This window comes from Chryseobacterium sp. Leaf201, from assembly GCF_001421435.1.
Taxonomy (GTDB): domain Bacteria; phylum Bacteroidota; class Bacteroidia; order Flavobacteriales; family Weeksellaceae; genus Chryseobacterium.
Map to the genome: position 1 here is coordinate 1 of NZ_LMKA01000109.1, position 19126 is coordinate 19126.

The 19126-nt window shown below is 40.4% G+C and carries 20 protein-coding genes and 3 tRNA genes; 5 read left to right on the forward strand and 18 right to left on the reverse strand.

Annotation, left to right across the window (positions count from 1 at the left end; genetic code table 11):
- Positions 1-16: 16 nt before the first annotated feature.
- Both ASE55_RS16370 and lipA read right to left on the reverse strand, forming a co-directional pair.
- Positions 17-1210 carry an MFS transporter gene (locus ASE55_RS16370; protein ID WP_056222164.1) on the reverse strand — a complete coding sequence of 398 codons (1194 nt, stop codon included), beginning with the start codon at positions 1208-1210 and terminating at the stop codon, positions 17-19.
- Positions 1211-1385: 175 nt separating this feature from the next.
- Positions 1386-2252, reverse strand: a complete 867-nt coding sequence (lipA, locus tag ASE55_RS16375) for a lipoyl synthase (RefSeq protein WP_056222113.1) — start codon at positions 2250-2252, stop codon at positions 1386-1388.
- A 108-nt stretch (positions 2253-2360) separates the two neighbouring features.
- On the opposite strand from lipA, the gene ASE55_RS16380 reads away from it, so the two are divergent.
- Positions 2361-2993, forward strand: coding sequence for a hypothetical protein (locus tag ASE55_RS16380; protein ID WP_056222116.1), 633 nt, complete (start codon positions 2361-2363; stop codon positions 2991-2993).
- Positions 2994-3082: 89 nt separating this feature from the next.
- On the opposite strand, the gene ASE55_RS16385 is transcribed toward ASE55_RS16380, so the two are convergent.
- Entirely contained in the window at positions 3083-3643 is a 561-nt protein-coding gene (locus ASE55_RS16385; protein WP_056222120.1) for an RNA polymerase sigma factor, read from the reverse strand.
- 108 nt (positions 3644-3751) lie between these two features.
- Between ASE55_RS16385 and tyrS the strand changes: the two genes are divergently transcribed.
- Entirely contained in the window at positions 3752-5047 is a 1296-nt protein-coding gene (gene tyrS / locus ASE55_RS16390) for a tyrosine--tRNA ligase (protein WP_056222123.1), read from the forward strand.
- A 131-nt stretch (positions 5048-5178) separates the two neighbouring features.
- Here the strand turns inward: tyrS and ASE55_RS16395 are convergent, their stop codons facing one another.
- On the reverse strand, positions 5179-5634 hold the full coding sequence (locus ASE55_RS16395; RefSeq protein WP_056222125.1) for a hypothetical protein: 456 nt from the start codon (positions 5632-5634) through the stop codon (positions 5179-5181).
- 231 nt (positions 5635-5865) lie between these two features.
- Here ASE55_RS16395 and ASE55_RS16400 point away from each other — a divergent pair, with 231 nt between their 5' ends.
- The 3 genes from ASE55_RS16400 (at position 5866) to ASE55_RS16410 (ending at position 8543) form a co-directional block, all read left to right on the forward strand.
- Positions 5866-6504, forward strand: a complete 639-nt coding sequence (locus tag ASE55_RS16400; protein WP_056222128.1) for an alpha/beta hydrolase — start codon at positions 5866-5868, stop codon at positions 6502-6504.
- Positions 6505-6685: 181 nt separating this feature from the next.
- Positions 6686-8011 carry a PDZ domain-containing protein gene (locus ASE55_RS16405; RefSeq protein WP_056222131.1) on the forward strand — a complete coding sequence of 442 codons (1326 nt, stop codon included), beginning with the start codon at positions 6686-6688 and terminating at the stop codon, positions 8009-8011.
- 4 nt (positions 8012-8015) lie between these two features.
- A complete protein-coding gene (locus ASE55_RS16410) occupies positions 8016-8543 on the forward strand; it encodes a hypothetical protein (RefSeq protein WP_056222134.1) in 528 nt (175 codons plus the stop codon).
- Between the two features lie 11 nt (positions 8544-8554).
- On the opposite strand, the gene ASE55_RS16415 is transcribed toward ASE55_RS16410, so the two are convergent.
- The 14 genes from ASE55_RS16415 to ASE55_RS16480 all read right to left on the reverse strand — a co-directional run bounded on the left by ASE55_RS16415 (position 8555) and on the right by ASE55_RS16480 (position 19027).
- Complete coding sequence (locus ASE55_RS16415; protein ID WP_056222137.1) at positions 8555-9595, reverse strand: L,D-transpeptidase; 1041 nt, start codon at positions 9593-9595, stop codon at positions 8555-8557.
- A gap of 228 nt (positions 9596-9823) precedes the next feature.
- The gene (locus ASE55_RS16420) at positions 9824-10090 is read right to left on the reverse strand and encodes a GIY-YIG nuclease family protein (RefSeq protein WP_056222139.1); all 267 of its coding nucleotides are present in this window, start codon (positions 10088-10090) and stop codon (positions 9824-9826) included.
- Positions 10091-10127: 37 nt separating this feature from the next.
- Positions 10128-10201, reverse strand: a tRNA-Asp gene (locus ASE55_RS16425).
- A gap of 34 nt (positions 10202-10235) precedes the next feature.
- Positions 10236-10309, reverse strand: a tRNA-Asp gene (locus tag ASE55_RS16430).
- Positions 10310-10345: 36 nt separating this feature from the next.
- Positions 10346-10419, reverse strand: a tRNA-Asp gene (locus ASE55_RS16435).
- 144 nt (positions 10420-10563) lie between these two features.
- The gene (gene trxA, locus ASE55_RS16440) at positions 10564-10881 is read right to left on the reverse strand and encodes a thioredoxin (RefSeq protein ID WP_027387734.1); all 318 of its coding nucleotides are present in this window, start codon (positions 10879-10881) and stop codon (positions 10564-10566) included.
- 84 nt (positions 10882-10965) lie between these two features.
- Positions 10966-12141 (reverse strand): cysteine desulfurase family protein, encoded by a 1176-nt coding sequence (locus ASE55_RS16445; RefSeq protein WP_056222142.1) that lies wholly within the window; start codon positions 12139-12141, stop codon positions 10966-10968.
- Between the two features lie 105 nt (positions 12142-12246).
- Positions 12247-12834, reverse strand: coding sequence for an HAD-IB family hydrolase (locus ASE55_RS16450; protein ID WP_056222145.1), 588 nt, complete (start codon positions 12832-12834; stop codon positions 12247-12249).
- A 147-nt stretch (positions 12835-12981) separates the two neighbouring features.
- Positions 12982-13707, reverse strand: coding sequence for an SDR family NAD(P)-dependent oxidoreductase (locus ASE55_RS16455; RefSeq protein WP_056222148.1), 726 nt, complete (start codon positions 13705-13707; stop codon positions 12982-12984).
- A 5-nt stretch (positions 13708-13712) separates the two neighbouring features.
- Entirely contained in the window at positions 13713-15029 is a 1317-nt protein-coding gene (locus ASE55_RS16460; protein ID WP_056222151.1) for an FAD-binding oxidoreductase, read from the reverse strand.
- Positions 15026-15913 (reverse strand): decaprenyl-phosphate phosphoribosyltransferase, encoded by an 888-nt coding sequence (locus ASE55_RS16465; RefSeq protein WP_056222155.1) that lies wholly within the window; start codon positions 15911-15913, stop codon positions 15026-15028. Before ASE55_RS16465 ends, ASE55_RS16460 begins: the two co-directional genes overlap by 4 nt.
- A gap of 106 nt (positions 15914-16019) precedes the next feature.
- A complete protein-coding gene (locus ASE55_RS16470; RefSeq protein WP_056222159.1) occupies positions 16020-16709 on the reverse strand; it encodes an OmpA family protein in 690 nt (229 codons plus the stop codon).
- A gap of 21 nt (positions 16710-16730) precedes the next feature.
- The gene (locus ASE55_RS16475) at positions 16731-17225 is read right to left on the reverse strand and encodes a lipocalin family protein (protein WP_056222162.1); all 495 of its coding nucleotides are present in this window, start codon (positions 17223-17225) and stop codon (positions 16731-16733) included.
- A 125-nt stretch (positions 17226-17350) separates the two neighbouring features.
- Positions 17351-19027 (reverse strand): S8 family serine peptidase, encoded by a 1677-nt coding sequence (locus ASE55_RS16480; RefSeq protein ID WP_056222167.1) that lies wholly within the window; start codon positions 19025-19027, stop codon positions 17351-17353.
- Between the last annotated feature and the right edge of the window lie 99 nt (positions 19028-19126).

Genomic DNA, 19126 nt, shown 5'->3' on the forward strand with positions numbered 1-19126 from the left:
TTTATTTATTTATTTTTCAGGAAACACGTTCCGCAGCCATTTTATTTTTATCCTCTGAACCTGATCCGTATAAAGTTTTATACCGGAAAGCAATTACCAGTCCGATCAGTGTCATCCCAACCCCGACCAAAGAAGGGTAATTATAGGAATAGCCTTTTTCCAGCGGAATCCCACCGAGAAACGCCCCCATCGCATTGGCAATGTTGAAAGCGGCCTGCATAAATGCGGCGGCCATCATTTCGCTCTTCGGAGCGGCTTTCATCATCATGATATTTATCGGAGCCGCTACTGACATGGATAAGGCACCGCAGATGAAGGTCAGCGCCAGTGAAATCCCCTGATATTCTGAAAAGAAAAACACACCTGTTAATGATACCATCATTAGAGTCATCAGGAGAACACAGGTTTTTTCAGGACTCAGCCGGTCAGATATATAGCCTCCGGCGAGGTTCCCCACAACCATTCCGGCCCCGGCAAGAACCATCACATACGCCATCCGGCTTTCCTGTATGCCGGAAACAACGGTCATGAGCGGAGTGATATAGCTGAACCAGGTAAATAATCCTCCGAAACCGATTCCTGTAATCATCAGGACCAGCCAGGCCTGTTTTCTTTTGAGGAATTTCAGCTCATCCATAAAATGGGAATCTTTATTGGTTTCCAGAACGGGAAGCCAGAGCTTTAAAAAGAGCAAAGCCAGCAGCCCGATCACCGCAACAATTGCGAAATACCAACGCCAGTGAAAAATATGCCCGATATAAGTTACCAGAGGAACCATGGCTAAATTGGCCACCGTAAGTCCTGTAAACATCAGTGAAATATAGAATGCTGCTTTCCCTTTCGATGCCATCCTGGCCGCTACCACCGTTCCCACCCCGAAAAAGGCCCCGTGTGGAAGACCCGACAGGAAACGGATCGCCATCATCGTCGTATAATCCGGCGCAATGGCAGAAAGGGCATTGAACACAGTGAAAATTACCATCAGTGCCATCAGTACTTTTTTAGGAGGGAACTTTACAGAGTACCCGATCAGAAGCGGTGCTCCCACTACCACTCCGAAAGCATACGCTGAAATCAGGTGTCCCGCTTCCGGAATGCTGATCTGAAGGCTCTTTGCAATGTCCGGCAGCAGCCCCATAATCGTAAACTCAGTAGTCCCGATTCCCAGGCCTCCGATGGCCAGGGGAATAATTCTCTTATCAATCTTCATTATTTCTTTATTGTATATTTTTAAGGATGAAATTCCTTGTTTAAGAATGCAAAATTGCACAGAAATCATCATTTATACTTCAACCGGAATGATATAAACCGGTCCTATATTAACATCAGCGCTATTTTGCGGTTATTAAAAAAATCGCTCCGGGTAAAGCGAAGCGATTTGTATTTTAATGGATATGTTTTTCTGCGTGGTAAGAACTTCTTACGAGTGGCGAGCTTTCCACATGCCGGAACCCGAGGCTTCTTGCAAAATCCCCGAATTCATCAAATTCTTCAGGGGTAATGAATTTCTTTACGGGTAAGTGTTTTTTAGTTGGCTGCAAGTACTGCCCCAGTGTAATAACATCCACATTGGCATTCCTGATATCTTCGATGGTCTGGAAAACCTCATCTTTGTTTTCTCCCAGCCCAAGCATCACTCCGGTTTTTGTCCTTCGCTGGCCGGCTTCTTTCAGATATCTTAAAACTTCCAGGCTTCTTTCGTATTTTGCCTGGATCCGCACTTCCCTTGTCAGCCTTTTTACCGTTTCCATATTATGGGAAATTACTTCAGGTGCAACTTCAACCAGGCGGTCTATATGCTTTGTAATTCCCTGGAAATCCGGAATCAGTGTTTCCATAGTGGTTCCGGGAGAAATCCTTCTTACGGCATTTACCGTTTCACCCCACAGGATTGATCCCATATCTTTTAAATCATCACGGTCTACAGACGTTAATACCGCATGTTTGATTTTCATTAATTTGATGGAACGGGCAACTTTTTCAGGCTCATCCCAGTTTACATCAAGCGGTTTCCCGGTTTTCACCCCGCAAAACCCACAGCTCCTGGTGCAGATGTTTCCTAAAATCATGAACGTTGCAGTACCTTCTCCCCAGCATTCCCCCATATTCGGGCAGCTTCCGCTCTGGCAGATGGTATTTAACTTGTATTTATCAACCAAAGTCCTCAATTCCCTGTAATTCTTCCCGGTAGGCAGTTTTACACGAATCCATTTTGGTTTCTGAACGGTGGTATCCTGAATTAGATTCTCCATTTATTTCTCAAATTGAGGTTCAAAGTTAGTGAATTTTTTATCGAAACAATCAAAGACAGAGATTGATGAAACGTATAATTTTGTAATTTTAAATATTGAAATTACTTTATGAAAAATACGATTTGCTTTCTGTTCGCCATTTTCAGCGCATTTTGTTCTGCCCAGAAAGAATTCCAGCCGGAAGGCTCGGAAATAATTCAGACTGTGGACGGTGACCTCGACGGTGATAAAATTCCTGAAAAAGTAATCGTTTATAATACAAGAGATACTACCGACTTAGGAAATATCCGTGAAATACAGATCCTGAAAAAAGCCGGTGGCAAATGGAGCATGCTGGAAAAATCCAGAAATGCAGTTTTGGAAAGTAAAGGAGGCGGTATGATGGGTGACCCTTATCAGGATATGGAAATTAAAAAGGGAATATTAATGATTACCCAGGCCGGAGGAAGCAGCTGGAAATGGGGCTATACTGATAAATACAGGTTTCAGAACGGCCGTTTTGAATTAATCGGATATGCTTCAACCTACGGAAAACCGGAAGAATATTTTTCAAGCGTAGATTTTAATCTTTCCACCGGACAGCTTAATTTTGAAAAAGAAGTGGAAAATACCGCAGAATATGGAAAACCTAAAAAGGAAACCTACATTAAAAAAGGACTGAAAATTAATCTTCAGAACAGAAATCAACAGGAGCAGAGAAAAATTACGCTTCCAAAGACAAAGGAGGATGTTTATTTTTAATCTGAAAAAGAATGGACACGGTCTCTAAACAGCTTTATTCAAATTTTAACAGGAGGTAAACTCGGTGATCACCTCATCGGGCAGTGCAATCAATGATCATCAAATTCATTATTTTTTAAGAGTTCAGCCAAAACTTTTTTTGCCCGCATGACCCGGACTTTGGTATTGGCTACGGAAATCCCCAGTTCTTCTGCAATTTCCTTGATGCTTTTCTCTTCGAAAAACCTTAATTTGATAATATCCTGGTAATTGGCATCCAGCGATTCAATGGTTTTAATGATTTTCTTCTGTTCCTCGGCAGAAATCATAAGCTCTTCCGGAGATTTGGCATACTGGTTTTTAACCTCCTCAAGGTTCTCGGTAGGATCCTGGGTTTCGCGGCTTTTCCGTCTCCAGAAATCGATGATGGTATTCTGGGCAATCGTCAGCACCCAGGTTTTAAACTGAAAATGCGGGTCGTACATATCCAGTTTCGAAAGCACTTTTGAAAAAACATTTACCGTGATTTCATCGGCATCATTTTCATCATGAACTTTTTTCATCACAAAAGAAAAAACGTCCACCCAAAAAATATTGATGAGCTTCGTCTGGGCTTTCTGGTCTTTTGCCTTCGCTTTACCGATGAGCAGGAATAATTGTTCGTCGTTCATGATAAACAAATATAACGGATTTGACTGAAATCTGCAAAGCGCAAAGACCGTGAACGACATCCCACTGAATTTATTATCTTTGCACCGTATAATTTAAAGAAAATAGCAATGAATTCCTTTATAGAAGAACTGAAATGGCGTGGTCTTTTTGCCGATATGATGCCCGGAACCGATGAACAACTGAATAAAGAGGTAACCACTGCGTATATCGGATTTGACCCTACTGCTGATTCTTTGCATATCGGAAGTCTTATTCAGATAAAGATCCTGGCCCATTTCCAGCAGCACGGCCATAAGCCCGTTGCGTTGGTTGGAGGGGCAACCGGAATGATCGGTGACCCGTCCGGGAAGTCTGCAGAGCGGAATCTCCTGGATGAAGCAACGCTTCTTTATTATGTAGACTGCCTGAAAAACCAGCTTTCAAGATTCCTGGATTTCTCAGGGAACGGCCCTAATAAAGCAGAATTGGTGAACAACTATGACTGGATGAAGAATATCTCATTCCTTGATTTTGCTAAAAATGTAGGTAAAAATATAACCGTCAACTATATGATGGCAAAAGACTCCGTAAAAAAGAGATTCTCCGGCGAAAGCGGTGCAGACGGAATGAGCTTTACGGAATTTACATACCAGCTGATCCAGGGGTATGATTTTCTGCATCTGTACCAGAACAATAATGTGAAGCTTCAGATGGGCGGTTCAGACCAGTGGGGAAATATCACCACCGGTACAGAACTGATCCGCAGAAAAGCCCAGGGAGAAGCATTTGCATTGACTGTACCCTTAATTACCAAAGCCGACGGCTCCAAGTTCGGGAAATCTGAAAGCGGAGAGAATTACTGGCTGGATAAAAAGAAAACTTCACCATATAAATTCTACCAGTTCTGGCTGAATGCAACGGATAATGATGCCGAAAGGTTCATTAAATTCTATACATTCCTAGAAAGGGAAGCCATTGAAACATTAATTGAAGCACATAAAACAGCGCCCCACGAAAGAATCCTTCAGAAAAAACTGGCTGAAGAAGTGACGGTTTGGGTGCACGGAAGAGAAGAATATGAAAAAGCCGTTAAAGCTTCGGAAATTCTTTTCGGACGCTCAACGGCAGAAGACCTGGTAAGCCTTGATGAGGAAACGTTCCTTGAGGTGTTTGAAGGCGTTCCGCAGAAAGAACTGGCAAAATCTGATGTGCTGGGCATTCCTGTGGTTGATCTCCTTTCCGAAAAATCAGGATTTCTGAAATCTAAAAGTGAGGCATCAAGAGAGATTAAGGGAAATGCCATTTCTGTGAATAAGCAGAAAGTTAATGATACTTTTACGGCCAATGAAAGTGATCTTATTGACGGTACGTTCCTACTGCTTCAGAAAGGAAAGAAAAGCTATTTTATTGTGAAGGTTATTTAATTCTGAATTAAAATATAAAACTGATACGGGCGCGAAATTTTCAATTTCGCGCCCGTTTTTATTTTGTTCATGTATAATAAAAAAAGACTGCCTGATTAGAGACAGTCTTCTGTATATGATATACTCTTTTCTTACAATTCTAAGAAGCTGTAAAAAGTAGATACATTCTTTTCTCCTACTCCCACTGCTTTCTTGGTTTTTACAATTTCTCCATCTACCCAGATGTTAACGATCAATTCTGAATCTGCATAAGGCAGAACAGCATTTGCCGCTAAATTAAGCTGAGACTGGCTTGAATTTACAAAAATATCACCCGTTGACCAGGTAATTCCTGTAGGGTTAAAAGTCGTACTTGGCGCGGTTCCTATCTGAGTAACAACAGTCTTGAAATTACCTGTTGGAGAACCAACCGGAGGCGACTGAGGACCGTTTGTAATTATTCTGGCTTCAAGTTTAACAATATGATCTGTAAATTCATCTTCATCATCGTCATCTTTACATGAATTAAACACTGAAAGTACAGAAAATAATACGGCGAATAAAAAAGAAAGCCTTAGTAAACTTTTTGATTTGTAAAATTGCTTCATTTCTCCAAATAGATTTTTAATGTTTCAAATATAGGTTTTTTATCAATATAAAAATACCTTTCATGAAAATTTTCCAACAAAAAATTATAAATAATATCAAATCAATAAAAGATTTTAAGGCATGCATACATGGATGATATATGAATTTAACCTACCGGAATTTGCCTTTTAAATTCTATTTTTGAATTCCTGTTTCTGTTACATTAAGCCATTATTATTTATCTTTGTGCCATGAATTTAGATTACATCGTAAGAGAACCTGAACATATTACGCCTGAAACCTCTGTTCTTTTCATGCTTCACGGCTACGGAAGCAATGAGCAGGATCTTTTCAGCTTCCGGGAAACCCTTCCACAGGACTGGATCATCGTAAGCTTCAGGGCACCGGGATCAACACAGTTTGAAGGATACTCCTGGTATGACATCAATTTCAATAATCCGGATGAGTTTATTAATGTTCCGCAGGCAACGGAATCACTGAACAGTGTCCTGGAAAGTATTTTAAAAATTATCAATCATTACGGAATCACACAGGGCAAAACCCACCTCTGCGGTTTCAGCCAGGGCGGGATTTTATGCTATGCACTGGCCCTGCAGTACCCGGAAATGTTCAATCTGGTAGCCTGTTTAAGCAGTTACCCTGAGGAAAAGCTGATGCCTGCTATTGTAAAAGACAAGAAAAAACTTGAAGAACTGCGCTTTTTTGTTTCCCACGGGACAGATGATGCCGTAATCCCTCTGGAATGGGGAAGAAAAGCGGCAGACCTGCTGTATGACCTCAACTGTTATTTTACATTCAGGGAATACATGAGCGGGCATGGGGTCAACCAGAAAAACTATATGGACCTCATGGAGTTCTTTTCAAAATAATTTTCCTTAGAGGACCTTTAAGCGTAACTGATTTAAATAGCTTCCTAATTATAATTTTCACACAAAAGATTAATTTAAGAAAAGATCATAATTTACCTCGATTCATTGTAAAAAATCCAAAAATTCTCACTTTAGAGAATGTTTTTTATTGAGGTAAAGATAAATTCAGTACATTCATTACATGAAACTGAGGCGGTATTTCTGGGCATTTTTCTTAGGCATTCTGGTTAATGCCCAAAGCTCGTTTAAGGTTCATGATGCTAAAAAAACGGTGATTCCTTTTAAACTCATCAGTAATTTAATTTTCATTCCCATCAATGTTAACGGTGCAGATCTCACTTTTCTCCTGGATACCGGTGTAGCGGAGACTTCCATCTTCAGCCTCGAAAATGAAGAACTGAAACTTGCCAGCCTTGAGAAAATAAAGTTTTCCGGATTAGGCGGAAATACCAGCATTGACGGATTCCGCTCAGACCTTAACATAGGAAGGGCCGGAAAAAATTATATAAATGATTCGATGACACTTTTTATTATTGTCGACCAGGATTTTAATATTTCCTCTCATGTGGGAATTCCTGTAAATGGTATTATAGGTTATCATTTTTTTAAAAACCATCCGGTTGTCATTGATTATGTCTCGAAAAAAATAACGGTTTATAACGATGATGCCCTTTTCAGAAAAAAAGTAAAAAGTTATGAAGCCTTCAGCATCAGTATCGAGAAAAAAAAACCTTACCTATATGCCGATGTAGAAGTAACGGATGAAAAACAGAATTCAAAGTTACTGGTTGATCTCGGGAACAGTGATGCAATATGGCTCTTCCCTGCTGTAATTCCGGGGTTCATTTATAAACAGCCTTATATTGATGACTTTTTGGGAAGAGGCTTCAACGGTGATGTGTACGGCAAAAGAAGCAGGATCCATAATTTATATCTGGGACCGTTTACCTTTGCCAAACCGATTGCTGCGATGCCTGACGCATATTCCATACAGCATGTAAACTGGGTTAAAAACAGGAAAGGTTCTGTAGGCGGGGAGATTATGAAACGTTTTACGGCAGCCTTCGATTATGCCGATCAGAAAATATATTTGAAGAAAAACCGCAATTTTGACGATCCTTTCCATTTTAATATGAGCGGGCTGGATTTCAGACAGGACGGAATGGAATGGACAAAAGACCTGGTAAACTTATCGGCAAAGACCAAAGAAAACCCCAACGGAGGTGTTGAGGTCATTAACAACAGCCTGCCGTACCATTTTGTCCTGAAACCTGTGTTTTCCATTGCCGGCGTGCGTAAAGATTCACCCGGTGCCAGAGCAGGATTACTGAAAGATGACAGGCTGATCAGCATAAATGGCAAGAAAAGTGCAGATATGACTTTACAGCGGATCATAGAGATCATGAAATCAGCAGAAGGAAGAACAATAGAAATGCTCATCGAGAGAAAAAATAAACCTATGACGCTAAGTTTCACCTTAGAAGACCCAATCCCTTATCAGGAATAATACTATGAATACAGAAGAAACGACACTGGATAAAATCAGGACACGGCCGAGATTTAAAATGTTCACCGATTTAACAAAGGAAGAATATGCCGAAAATCTTAAAAAATACCTTTCAGAGCACAAAGATGAATTCTCCGGAAATATCAACAAGGAAATTGCTACCATCTGTGTAGAGACACCCAATGATAATTACTGGAAGCCAAGACTGGCTTTAAGAATAGAAACAGAAGATGAAAAAACCGCAGTCTTAGGCGTGTTCGGCCCCAGTTCTGCGGTCTGGACATTTTTTATGTTTTTGTATTTTATGTTTTCAATACTCTGGATGGTCTTTTTCTCAATGTACTATGTTGAAAAACAGATCAACAGCAATGATTTCCCCTGGGCACTGACGGCATCATTCATTATGCTGGCTCTTATTGCCCTTACGTATGCTGCAGCAAGATTCGGACAGCACAAGGGTAAGGATGAGATGTTAAAACTCAGAAGGTTTGCCGAGGAATCAACTTTACATTTTGAAAAAACAGATGATTAAACGGATTGTGATTAAGGTGCTTCAGTTCTCGGGTTTTCCGGCATCTGCTGCAATACGGCTTTTGCCGCCCTGATAGAATCCACTACCCTTTCTCTGTTATCCTGTTCCTTCAGGATTTTTTCAATATTAGGTTCGATCATTTTGGACATTTCTTCTGCTGATATGCTGTTGGCATTGGGGTCATCAAGGAGTTTTCTCCAAGGCTTTCTTCCGCCCCATTTATAGTCTCCGTAGACCATAACAGGTGTTCCCTTTGCTTTTGTAGTTGCTCCTCCGGGGTTTAACACCCAGGTTTCAGCATATCCGTACAGCCATTTGGCATCATTCATCAACAGGCGGAGGCATGAATGTGAAGCCGGATATCCAGGCAGGTCATACTGGTGCCATCCGATCCCGTCCAGATTGAAAATATTGAAATTATAAGGCAGTTTCCATTCGCTGCTCACTGTAGAAATGGCCAGCTGTTTTTTCCAGTTGGCAAATGTCAAGCCCGTTCTTGTCTTAGCAGTCTTTTTTCCCATACTGGTAGGGCCCCACTTTACCAGGGTCCCGTTTGAATAGACTCCGTATGCCTGAATTGGGTAGGAAAAAACCACAAACTTCTTCACCGGGCTCAGTACATCGATCTGCATTGGAAAAGGGGAATATTCCATCAGGGTTGTATCTATTTTCGCCGGCACGACCAAAGTGTCGGCATTCCATTTGTTTTTTGAATCCAGTCTGTTTAAAGCCAGAATTGCATACCGCTCTTTCTCAGAATATTTTTTGTTAAAAACGGAAAATAAGGAATCTTTCATTTTTTTATCTTTCGGAAAGATAAAAGCATTATAGAAGCCGTCTTCCTGCATAGCCGGAGGCAGAGATTCTTTCTGGACTACAGAATCTCTTTCTGCAATTACGGAGTCTTTTTCCTCGTCGGAATTTTCTGTGACAGAAGTAGCCGTATCATTGATCTTATCGTTGATTTTTTCCAATTCCTTTTTACAGGAAACCAACATTAAAGCGATACATAAAGTGAATAGAAATGATTTTTTTACAGATATGTTTTTCATTGATACATTTGATCTTTGTCCTGCTATTTATGCAAATATCAGACCTAACTCTAATAATAAAGATGATAGCAGTAATTACTTTGAACAGGAAGTTTTTCTATGGTTATTATCAAGCTTCAAAAACGATAAGTAAAATTCGGTGTAGGTGAGTATTGTATGGAATATTTATCGAAAAGAAACTATAATTTACAGGATTTGCGATCCGGACGGGACTCGAACCCGTCTCGTCTAAGGACGAGATGACAGGCCGCCATTCTGTTCCTTTATCAATTTTTCAATGGAAGTACGGTTGAGCCTTTTTAACCTTTTTTCCTCAATCAAAGCAAGTGACTTGGAAGTGAATTTCTGAACATATACAACTTCCCAGTCTTCTGTACCTGAAGTATATTTACCTGTTGAAGTGAGGTGATAAATCAGACGCTTATCAACATTTTCGGAAAACCCTTTGTAATAGACATCTCTGCTTAGAGAATACAAAATGTAAACATAATACATAAACAAAAAAATCCTGTAAAATAATTTACAGGATTTGCGATCCGGACGGGACTCGAACCCGCGACCTCCGCCGTGACAGGGCGGCATTCTAACCAGCTGAACTACCGGATCAATTTTTTTAAAGTAAATTGATGAAAACTTTCTGCGATCCGGACGGGACTCGAACCCGCGACCTCCGCCGTGACAGGGCGGCATTCTAACCAGCTGAACTACCGGATCAATTTTGTTTTAAAAGTAAATTGAAGAAAACTTTTGCGATCCGGACGGGACTCGAACCCGCGACCTCCGCCGTGACAGGGCGGCATTCTAACCAGCTGAACTACCGGATCAAATTTCTTAACTGTTGTTTCTTTTAAAGAACTTCGTTTCTTTTTTGTGATGGCAAAAGTACAACTTTTTTCGTTATATGCAAACTATTTTCAAAAAAAATGCCTTCCGGAACCGGAAGGCATTCATTATCAAACTTATTATTTTTATAAGTGTGCACTTAATTTTTCTGCGATTACTTCTTTCGGAGCCACGCCTACTAATTTATCTACCACTTCACCGTTCTTAAAAATAAGAACTGTAGGAATATTTCTGATACCGTACTTCATAGAAATTTCCTGATTGTTGTCAACATCTACTTTTCCTACTACCGCTTTCCCTTCAAAATCTGTTGCTACTTCTTCAATAATCGGTCCCAGTGTTCTGCAAGGTCCGCACCATACTGCCCAAAAGTCTACCAATACCGGTTTATCTGATTTTAAAACCGTGTCCTGAAATGAGCTGTCCGTAATTTCTAAAGCCATTTTATTTTTTTTATTAATTAATATTATTTCTAACTTTTCTTATGTTAAATGTGACACCAAAATTACGCCATTTGCAGCATATTGTTATCTATGCTCAACATTTGTATTTTCTATAACGAAACCTTCTGAAATTTCCTTCAGTGCATCAGCCAGCGCATCGATATCTGCTTTGGTCGTCATATGGCTGAATGAGATCCTCAATGGTGTACAGTCATCCATTTCATCTTCCGATAAAACCATCATCATCACCATGGAAGGCTTGGATGCTCCTGATGAACATGCACTGCCCTGAGAAACAGCAATTCCTTTCATATCCAGCTGAAGCCCGATCAACGGGTTTTTATAAGGCAGCAAAGCACTTAAAACCGTATAGAGACTGTTCTCCATCTCAGAACTTCTCCCGTTGAATTTAATCCCGGGAATTTCTGCAGTAAGCTTTTCTACAGCGTATTTTTTGATTTCCTGCATGTGTACGGTATACTCTTCCAGATGGGCCAGAGACAGCTCCAAAGCTTTTCCCAGGCCAACAATTCCTGCTACATTTTCCGTCCCTGCTCTTAATGTTCTTTCCTGCGGGCCTCCTGTAATAATTCCTTTCAAACCGCTGGATTTCCTGATAAAAGCAAAGCCCACTCCTTTAGGCCCGTGAAATTTATGGGCACTGCAGGAAGCAAAATCAACCTGAATATCGGAGAAATCCAGATTCATGTGTGCCATGGTCTGTACGGTATCTGAATGGAATAACGCACCATAAATTTTGCACAGGTCCGCTACTTTTTTGATGTCAATAAGGTTTCCGATCTCGTTATTGGCATGCATTAAGCTTACCAGGGTTTTCTTGTCTGAAGCTTTTAGAAGCTCTTCCAGTTTATGAAGGTCAATATCCCCTTTCTGGTTGGGACGGATATAGTTTACCTCCACTCCTTTTCTGCTTTTCATATCCAGGATACTCTCAGACACGCATTTATGTTCCATAGGAGAACTGATGATCCTCTCCACGCCAAGATGTTCAACACTGGATTTGATGATCATGTTGTTGGATTCTGTACCGCAGGAGGTAAAGATGATCTCAGCCGGGGTTACATGAAGATAGTCTGCCACCTGACGCCTTACGTTTTCGATAAGGATCTTTGCTTCCTGTCCGAAACTGTGCGTAGAAGACGGGTTCCCGAAATTCATTCTCATGGTACCCACCATTGCATCGATAACTTCTTCCGAAAGAGGCGTTGTAGCAGCGTTATCTAAGTATATTTTATTCATTTTACTTTGAATATTTAATTTGTACGGAATATGTAATAGCTCTGATTATAAGGGAAAAACAACTGTCTGCTGAAATCCTTATCAATCTAATTTCACTGTTCAAAATTAGTGAAAAAATTGATAATGTCCCTCATTTGCCCAGGCGAGCATCGGCTTATCTCCGGAAGTATCCCCGAATGCGATGATTTTGTCATATCTGCTGTCACTGATTTCAGATTGGATTCTCTCCAGTTTCTCTTTTCCATTACAGTTCTTGCCAATGAAATTCCCGGTAAAAATACCGTTTTTAAATTCTGCTTTTGTGGAAACAAGCTGCATCTGAAAGGCCTCTGCAAAAGGCCTGGCCCAGATATCAAGCGATGCGGTAACCAGCAGGCTCTGGGTATTGTCACGGTCGATATTCCGGATAAAATCCAGTGCATTTTCCCGGACTATTTTAGGATAATGCGCTTCAAAGAACTGGAGGGATTTTTTTTCAATTTTTTCCTGTGTCTGCCCCTTTAGGATCGAGCCGATAAAGCTCTTCTTTACTTTTTCCGTCTCGGCAAGCTTCAGTTTCAGTAAAATAAAAAGCGGGACATGCTTCAAAAACTGCAGGCGGAATTTTGTGGGATCGTAAAATTTCAGATACATAAACATCGTATCCTTATAAGTCAGCGTACCGTCAAAATCAAAGCAATACAGTTTTTTCATTTATTTTATTTAATTTTTATTTAACGTAAAGGTTGCGAAGATATTTTAAAAGTCCTGAAATCCGTTTAAAACTTTAAAAATTAAAATACAGCAGATCAGGATAAATTCTGTCTTCTGTTTTCAAAACCTAAAGATCTTAATGTCGGATTAAAGCTTTAATTTCTTAAAGATAAATTCGGGGATATTTCTGATGATCATCATGATAATTCCCCATACCGGCAACACGTAGGCGACATTCTTCTGTTTTTTATAGGCTTTAAAGATAGACGCAGCTGCCTGCTTCGGAGTGGCGGTTAACTTTGGGTTCAACGGCAGTCCTTCGGTCATTTTGGTTGCCATAAATCCGGGTTTTACCGTCATGACATGCACCTTTTTATCGAAAAGATAATTCCTCAGTCCACTCAGATAAGCGGTGAATGCTGCTTTGGCACTTCCGTAAATAAAGTTACTCTGCCTGCCGCGGTCACCTGCTACAGATGAGAGTCCGATTATGGTTCCTGATCTTCTGCTTTCGAATTTGTGGGCAAAATAATTCATTACAGGAACTAATTTGGAATAATTGACATCAATAATCCTTTCGGTATTTTTATTGTCGTATAAACCTTCTTCGGTTCCTTCGCCCAGATATCCGGTTGCACAGAACAGAAGGCTTGAATTGATTCTTTCAAACCGTATATAGTCGATTTCTTTCATCAGGTCCAGTTCAATAACTTCTGCCTGCTGAAGAAACTTCACATCAATATGCCGTGCAAATCTTTCGGTAGTTTCTTTATTTGAGGTTAACAGATAAATTTTTTCAAATTTTTCTCCTCTGTTGAGGGCTTCTTCCACAAAAGCCTGTGCAACTTCCGACGTACTTCCTAAAACGATCATTTGATTTACTTGTTATTTATGATTCTTTTGTGCTGTAAAGACACAAATTTTGAGCTTTTGGTATTTCTGAGGTAATTCGTCAGGGAAGACCTGCTCATGCTGTCTTTGGTAAGGTAAATCCTGCCGCCGAATTCTTCCACAATCTGATCGAGTTGGTCTACCAGTTTTTTCAGTTTTGAATTGACCTTAAAGTCAAGGGCGAGCGTATAGCCTTCCACAGGGAAAGAATTATAGGCTTCCGGATTGTGTTTGCCGAACAGCTTAAGAACGGCTAAAAATGAACCGTTTCCGCTATGGGCAATGGTTTCCAGGATTTTTCTCATCCCTTCTTTGCCTGTTTCCTTAGGAATCACCATCTGATACTGGATAAATCCTGATTTCCCGTAAATCCTGTTCCACTCATGAACGGCATCCAGCGGGTAGAAAAATGTCTCGTAATCAGTGAAATTGTTGATCTCTTTCTTTCTCTGTTTGTTAAAATACAGCAGATTGAAAAGCTTTACCGTAAGCGCATTTAAAACAAACCCCGGAAAGTAGAAAGGAACCGTCGGTTCAAATTTCTTTTTTAAACGCAGAGGCTTCTCTCTCAGATTCTGAGGGAGCTCATGCTGAAAAGCGTGTTCCCCTCTCATGAGAATACTTCTTCCTAAATTTTTTCCTTTCTGCAGACAGTCGATCCAGGCAACGGTGTAGGTCCAGCTTTCACTCTCATCAAACAGCCTGAAAATTTCATCCAGGTTTTCCGCTTTGATGCTTTCCTGGCGGATGTAGGCGGATTCTATATTCTTAAGCTTGAATTTTGCCGTCAGGATAATTCCGGTAAGGCCCATCCCTCCGATGGTTGACCAGAATTTATCTGCATTTTCCTCTCTTGAACAGGTAATGACTTCACCGTTTTCAATCATCAGTTTAAACTCAATGACATATTCTGAGAAGCAGCCTTCTGCATGGTGGTTTTTCCCGTGTACATCAGATGCAATAGCCCCACCTACAGAAACGAACTTCGTCCCCGGAGTGACATACAGGAAATATCCCTGCGGAACTGAAATCTCGAGCACATCTGAAAGCAGAACCCCGGATTCGCATTCGATAACCCCGTTCAGGCGGTCAAAACTGATGAATTTATTTAATTTCTTTGTTGAAAATATATGTTCGCCCAATGAAGCGTCACCGTAGCATCGTCCGTTCCCTCTTGCGATGACCTCATTATGGTCCAGTATAAATTCTTTTATTTTCCGGAAGCTGTCATCCGACTTCATTTCTTTCTCCACTATGGGATAGTTGCCCCAATTGGTGACTTTCTGTATAAAATTCGGCTTCATTTTTTAAAGTAGATTTGGATTAAAAACGCAGCAACCCACAATAATAAAGTGATCTGGATGTACCTGTCTCGGTAAACAATTTTGGTAGGAGATTCTGTCCTGTTGTATACCAGGGTCTGCTGCAGGTATCTTAAAAAAGCAAATACAACAAAAATCACGGTATAAAAAACCCGGGAATGGAATCTTGCCTGCACTTCGGGTGACAATGTGAACATCAGGTAACACATAATGGCCAGCGTTACGGAAATAGAAAGGGCAATATCTGCAAACTGTACGTTATATCCGTCCAGCGCCCGCCTTGTTTTTCCTGAGACCTGTGCGTTGATCAGTTCACCTCTCCGCTTGCCTATGGCCAATACCAGTGCCAGAACAAAAGTCAATAGAATTGCCCACTGTGAAATGCTGATGCCCGTCATATATCCGCCGGCCAGTACCCTGAGCACAAAACCGATGGCAATAATTGAAATATCAATAATCGGAACATGCTTTAATTTAAAGGTATAGGCGAGATTCATTACAAAATAAAAGCCTACGATGGTCGCAAACTTCCATAAACTCTCCTGAAAATAAGCGTGGGCAAAGAATACCAGTGCGATATCTGCAATAATAAGCCCTGCAAAAATAGCTATGGCCTGTGATTTTGAGATGGCGCCGCTGGCTAACGGCCTTCTTCTTTTTTCGGGATGTTTTCTGTCTGCTTCGATATCATTATAGTCGTTTAAAATATAAACGACACTGGCTGCTAATGAAAAAATGATAAAAGCAAAAATACTTTTGGTCAGTAAATCAAGGTTTTTGATGTTACCTGAAAAGAACAGAGGAACAAAAACAAACAGGTTTTTCACCCATTGCTCCACACGGAGCAGCTTTAAATATTTCTTCATTTATGTGAGTTCAGATGCAAAAATAGTGATTTAAAAAATAGCAGCATAAAAATATAAAAATAACCGCAAAAGCGGTTATTTTAGAAAATATTTATATGTTAAATAATTACTGCCCCTGTTGAGCTTCATTAATCATTTTTTCATTCGCAGTAATTGCAAATTCCACTCTTCTGTTTTTTGCTCTTCCTGCATCTGTGTCATTGGTAGCAACCGGCATGGCTTCCCCTTCACCTTTCGCAAATAATCTATTGGACGCAATTCCTTTTCCTGACAGATAGGATCTTACAGCATCTGCTCTTCTTTCAGAAAGATTCATATTGTACTCATCTGTACCTTTGCTGTCTGTATGGCCGTAGATATTAATATTGGTATCAGGATTATTGGTTAATACCTGAGCCAGTTTATCCAGGTTTGTTTTGGCAACGCCTGTTAATGCAGAAGAATTAAAATCAAAATTCACGATGCTTTCGTTCAGGGTAATTTTAATACCGTCTCCTACTCTTTCTACTTCAGCACCCGGTAAAGTTTCTTTAATTTCTCTTGCCTGCTTGTCCATTTTATTACCGATCACATTCCCGGCAACGCCACCTACAATACCTCCAAGTACAGCACCGATTGCCCCGTTACCTCCTTTTCCTACATTATTTCCCAGGATACCTCCAAGTACAGCTCCTGATGCCACACCTACTGCAGTACCTCTCTGCTGGTGGTTAGAATTCTGTACCGCTTCACAACTCGTAAGCAATAAAGCTGATGATAAGAAAAGTGCTCCTATATATGTTTTTGTAAATTTCATTTTGTTTAATATTTAAGTTATTTATTTCATTCCCGCTCTCTCGAAGTTGTAAGTAACCCTTACATTTTCTCCGTTAAAAGGAACATTCTGCTCAAGAGAGAACTGGTCTGTCGCCTGATTTGTTAAAGTTAAAGTATAGCCTAGTGTATTTTGCTTGGCTTTGGTTCCGTCAGCAATTTTCTTGAAGCTGAATGTGTTACCACTTACGACATCAATTTTAATCGGCTGTGTAAATCCGGCTCCGCATGTACCGCCTCCGTTCAAGGTATAAGCGCCCGTCCAGTTGTTAGGAATCAGTCGCCAGTGGCTTCCTACGAAACACTGTGCATCAACACCGTCATCAAAGGGTTTGATTTTAAACTGTTTATCGTAATTGATGCTGACGATCTGCCAATCACCTTTCATTTTAAGGAATTCTGATCTTTGGTTTTGGGCGGTCTGTGCATTTTTGACTCCGGAACAAGACACTGCAAAGAGTGACGCTCCCAACATCCCTGCAAATAGTAACTTTTTCATTTTGTTGTTTATTATTTTGTTATGTATAAGTCACAAAAAACCGTGCCAAAATTGGAATATAGCAATAAAAAAAGCCCGGACATTCCGGACTTTTTATGATTCAACCTTAAATACAGGAAGATATGTTATTTTTTAGCTTTCTTTTTTGCGGATTTTTCAGCTTTTTTTGCAGAACCTGATTTTCCGTTATAATAGTTGGCATATGCATATTCAGCGGCTTTCTTAAGATCAATTACCCCTCCTGCCTGCGAAAAGTCACCAAACTGGTTGGCTGTGCTTGCATTGCTGGATTTCACTAAAGATTCAATGATCTGAGCCGGTGTCAGGTTAGGCATATAAGCCAGTAACACGGCCGCTGCACCTGCTACAACCGGAGAAGCCATTGATGTTCCCTGCAGATATTTATACTCATTGTGAGGAACAGTAGAATAGATTTCCTGTCCCGGAGCAAAAACATCCACCATTTTTTTATTGAAGTTGGAGAATCCAGCTCTCAAAGCATTGTTGTCATTGGTACTTGCTCCTACTACTAGAACGTTATTCACAAACGGTTTTTCATCAGCTACATTCTTGAAGTTGGTAGGATAAGCCAAATGTTCCGCTACATCTTCATTTTCATTCCCTGCTGCCTTTACCAAAAGAACACCTTTGTCCTGAGCATATTTGAAAGCATCCCAAACCACATTTTTACCCGGAGAAACCGGCTTACCGAAGCTCATGTTTAGAACTTTTGCACCGTTATCCACAGCATATCTGATGGCATTTGCCACATCCTTATCTCTTTCGTCACCATTCGGAACGGTTCTTACGGACATGATTTTAGCTACTTTTGAAGCAACGCCATACTGAACTTCTTTTCCGTTGGGAAGTCCTGCGATGATCCCTGCTACGTGGGTTCCGTGTTCTGCATCAGGACCTTCGTAATGATTGTTTCCGTATGATTTTTCAGCATAGTTGTCATAGTTATCTCCTACGATTTCTTTTCTCGGGTCATAATCCAGGTCATACTGTTTAGACTGAGGTCCGAAATAATCCAGTGCTTCCTTCATCTGTCCCTTCATTGCTTTTTCAAATTCAGCAGCAGATTTACCCTTGAATTCAGGACTCTGGGAAACCTGAGTAAGAACCTGAACAGCCATTGCTTCTTTCTGTTCTGATGGTTTTATGGCAGCCACGTTTTCAGGCGTAACCGGTTTGCCGTTTAATAATTTTACCATCGTAGGAATGGCATCATTGATCATGGTATACATCTGAACGCTCTGTCTGGCCTCAACACTTTTCTTAGTGAAAAGTTCCTTAGCTTTCATATACATGGCAAAGTCTTCCGGCATCTTAGCCTGATTTTCTTTATTTTTTGCAGAATCATCACCTTCAAAAAGAGGCTTGTATTTTTTTACCACACGGGTAACCTCCATATTGTCGATGTCAATATCTGCACTTTTACCGCCGATGAAGTTCCATCCGTGGATATCATCAATGTATCCGTTTCCGTCATCATCTTTTCCATTATTCGGAACTTCGTTAGGGTTTGCCCATACATTTTTAACCAATCCCGGATGGTCTACCTGAACTCCACTGTCCAGAACACCTACCACTACCGTTTTTGGTTTAAGTCCTTTGGACTCTAAAAATTTATATGCGTTTTCCGTATTAACTCCGTATACTTTTGTTGTTGTAAAATCTTTATGATACCAGGTCATAAGATCTTTATCTTCTTTCGGATCAACACCCGCTTTCGCTTCCTGGGCATAGGAAAAACTGAATCCTGCTAAAAAAACAGCAGCTAACAATACCTTTTTCATATGTAATGTATAATTATTATTTATTAAAGTCATGGAATTACCAGATTTCAGAATTTGTTCAATAAATCTATTATGGCAATTTCAAATTAATATAATTTT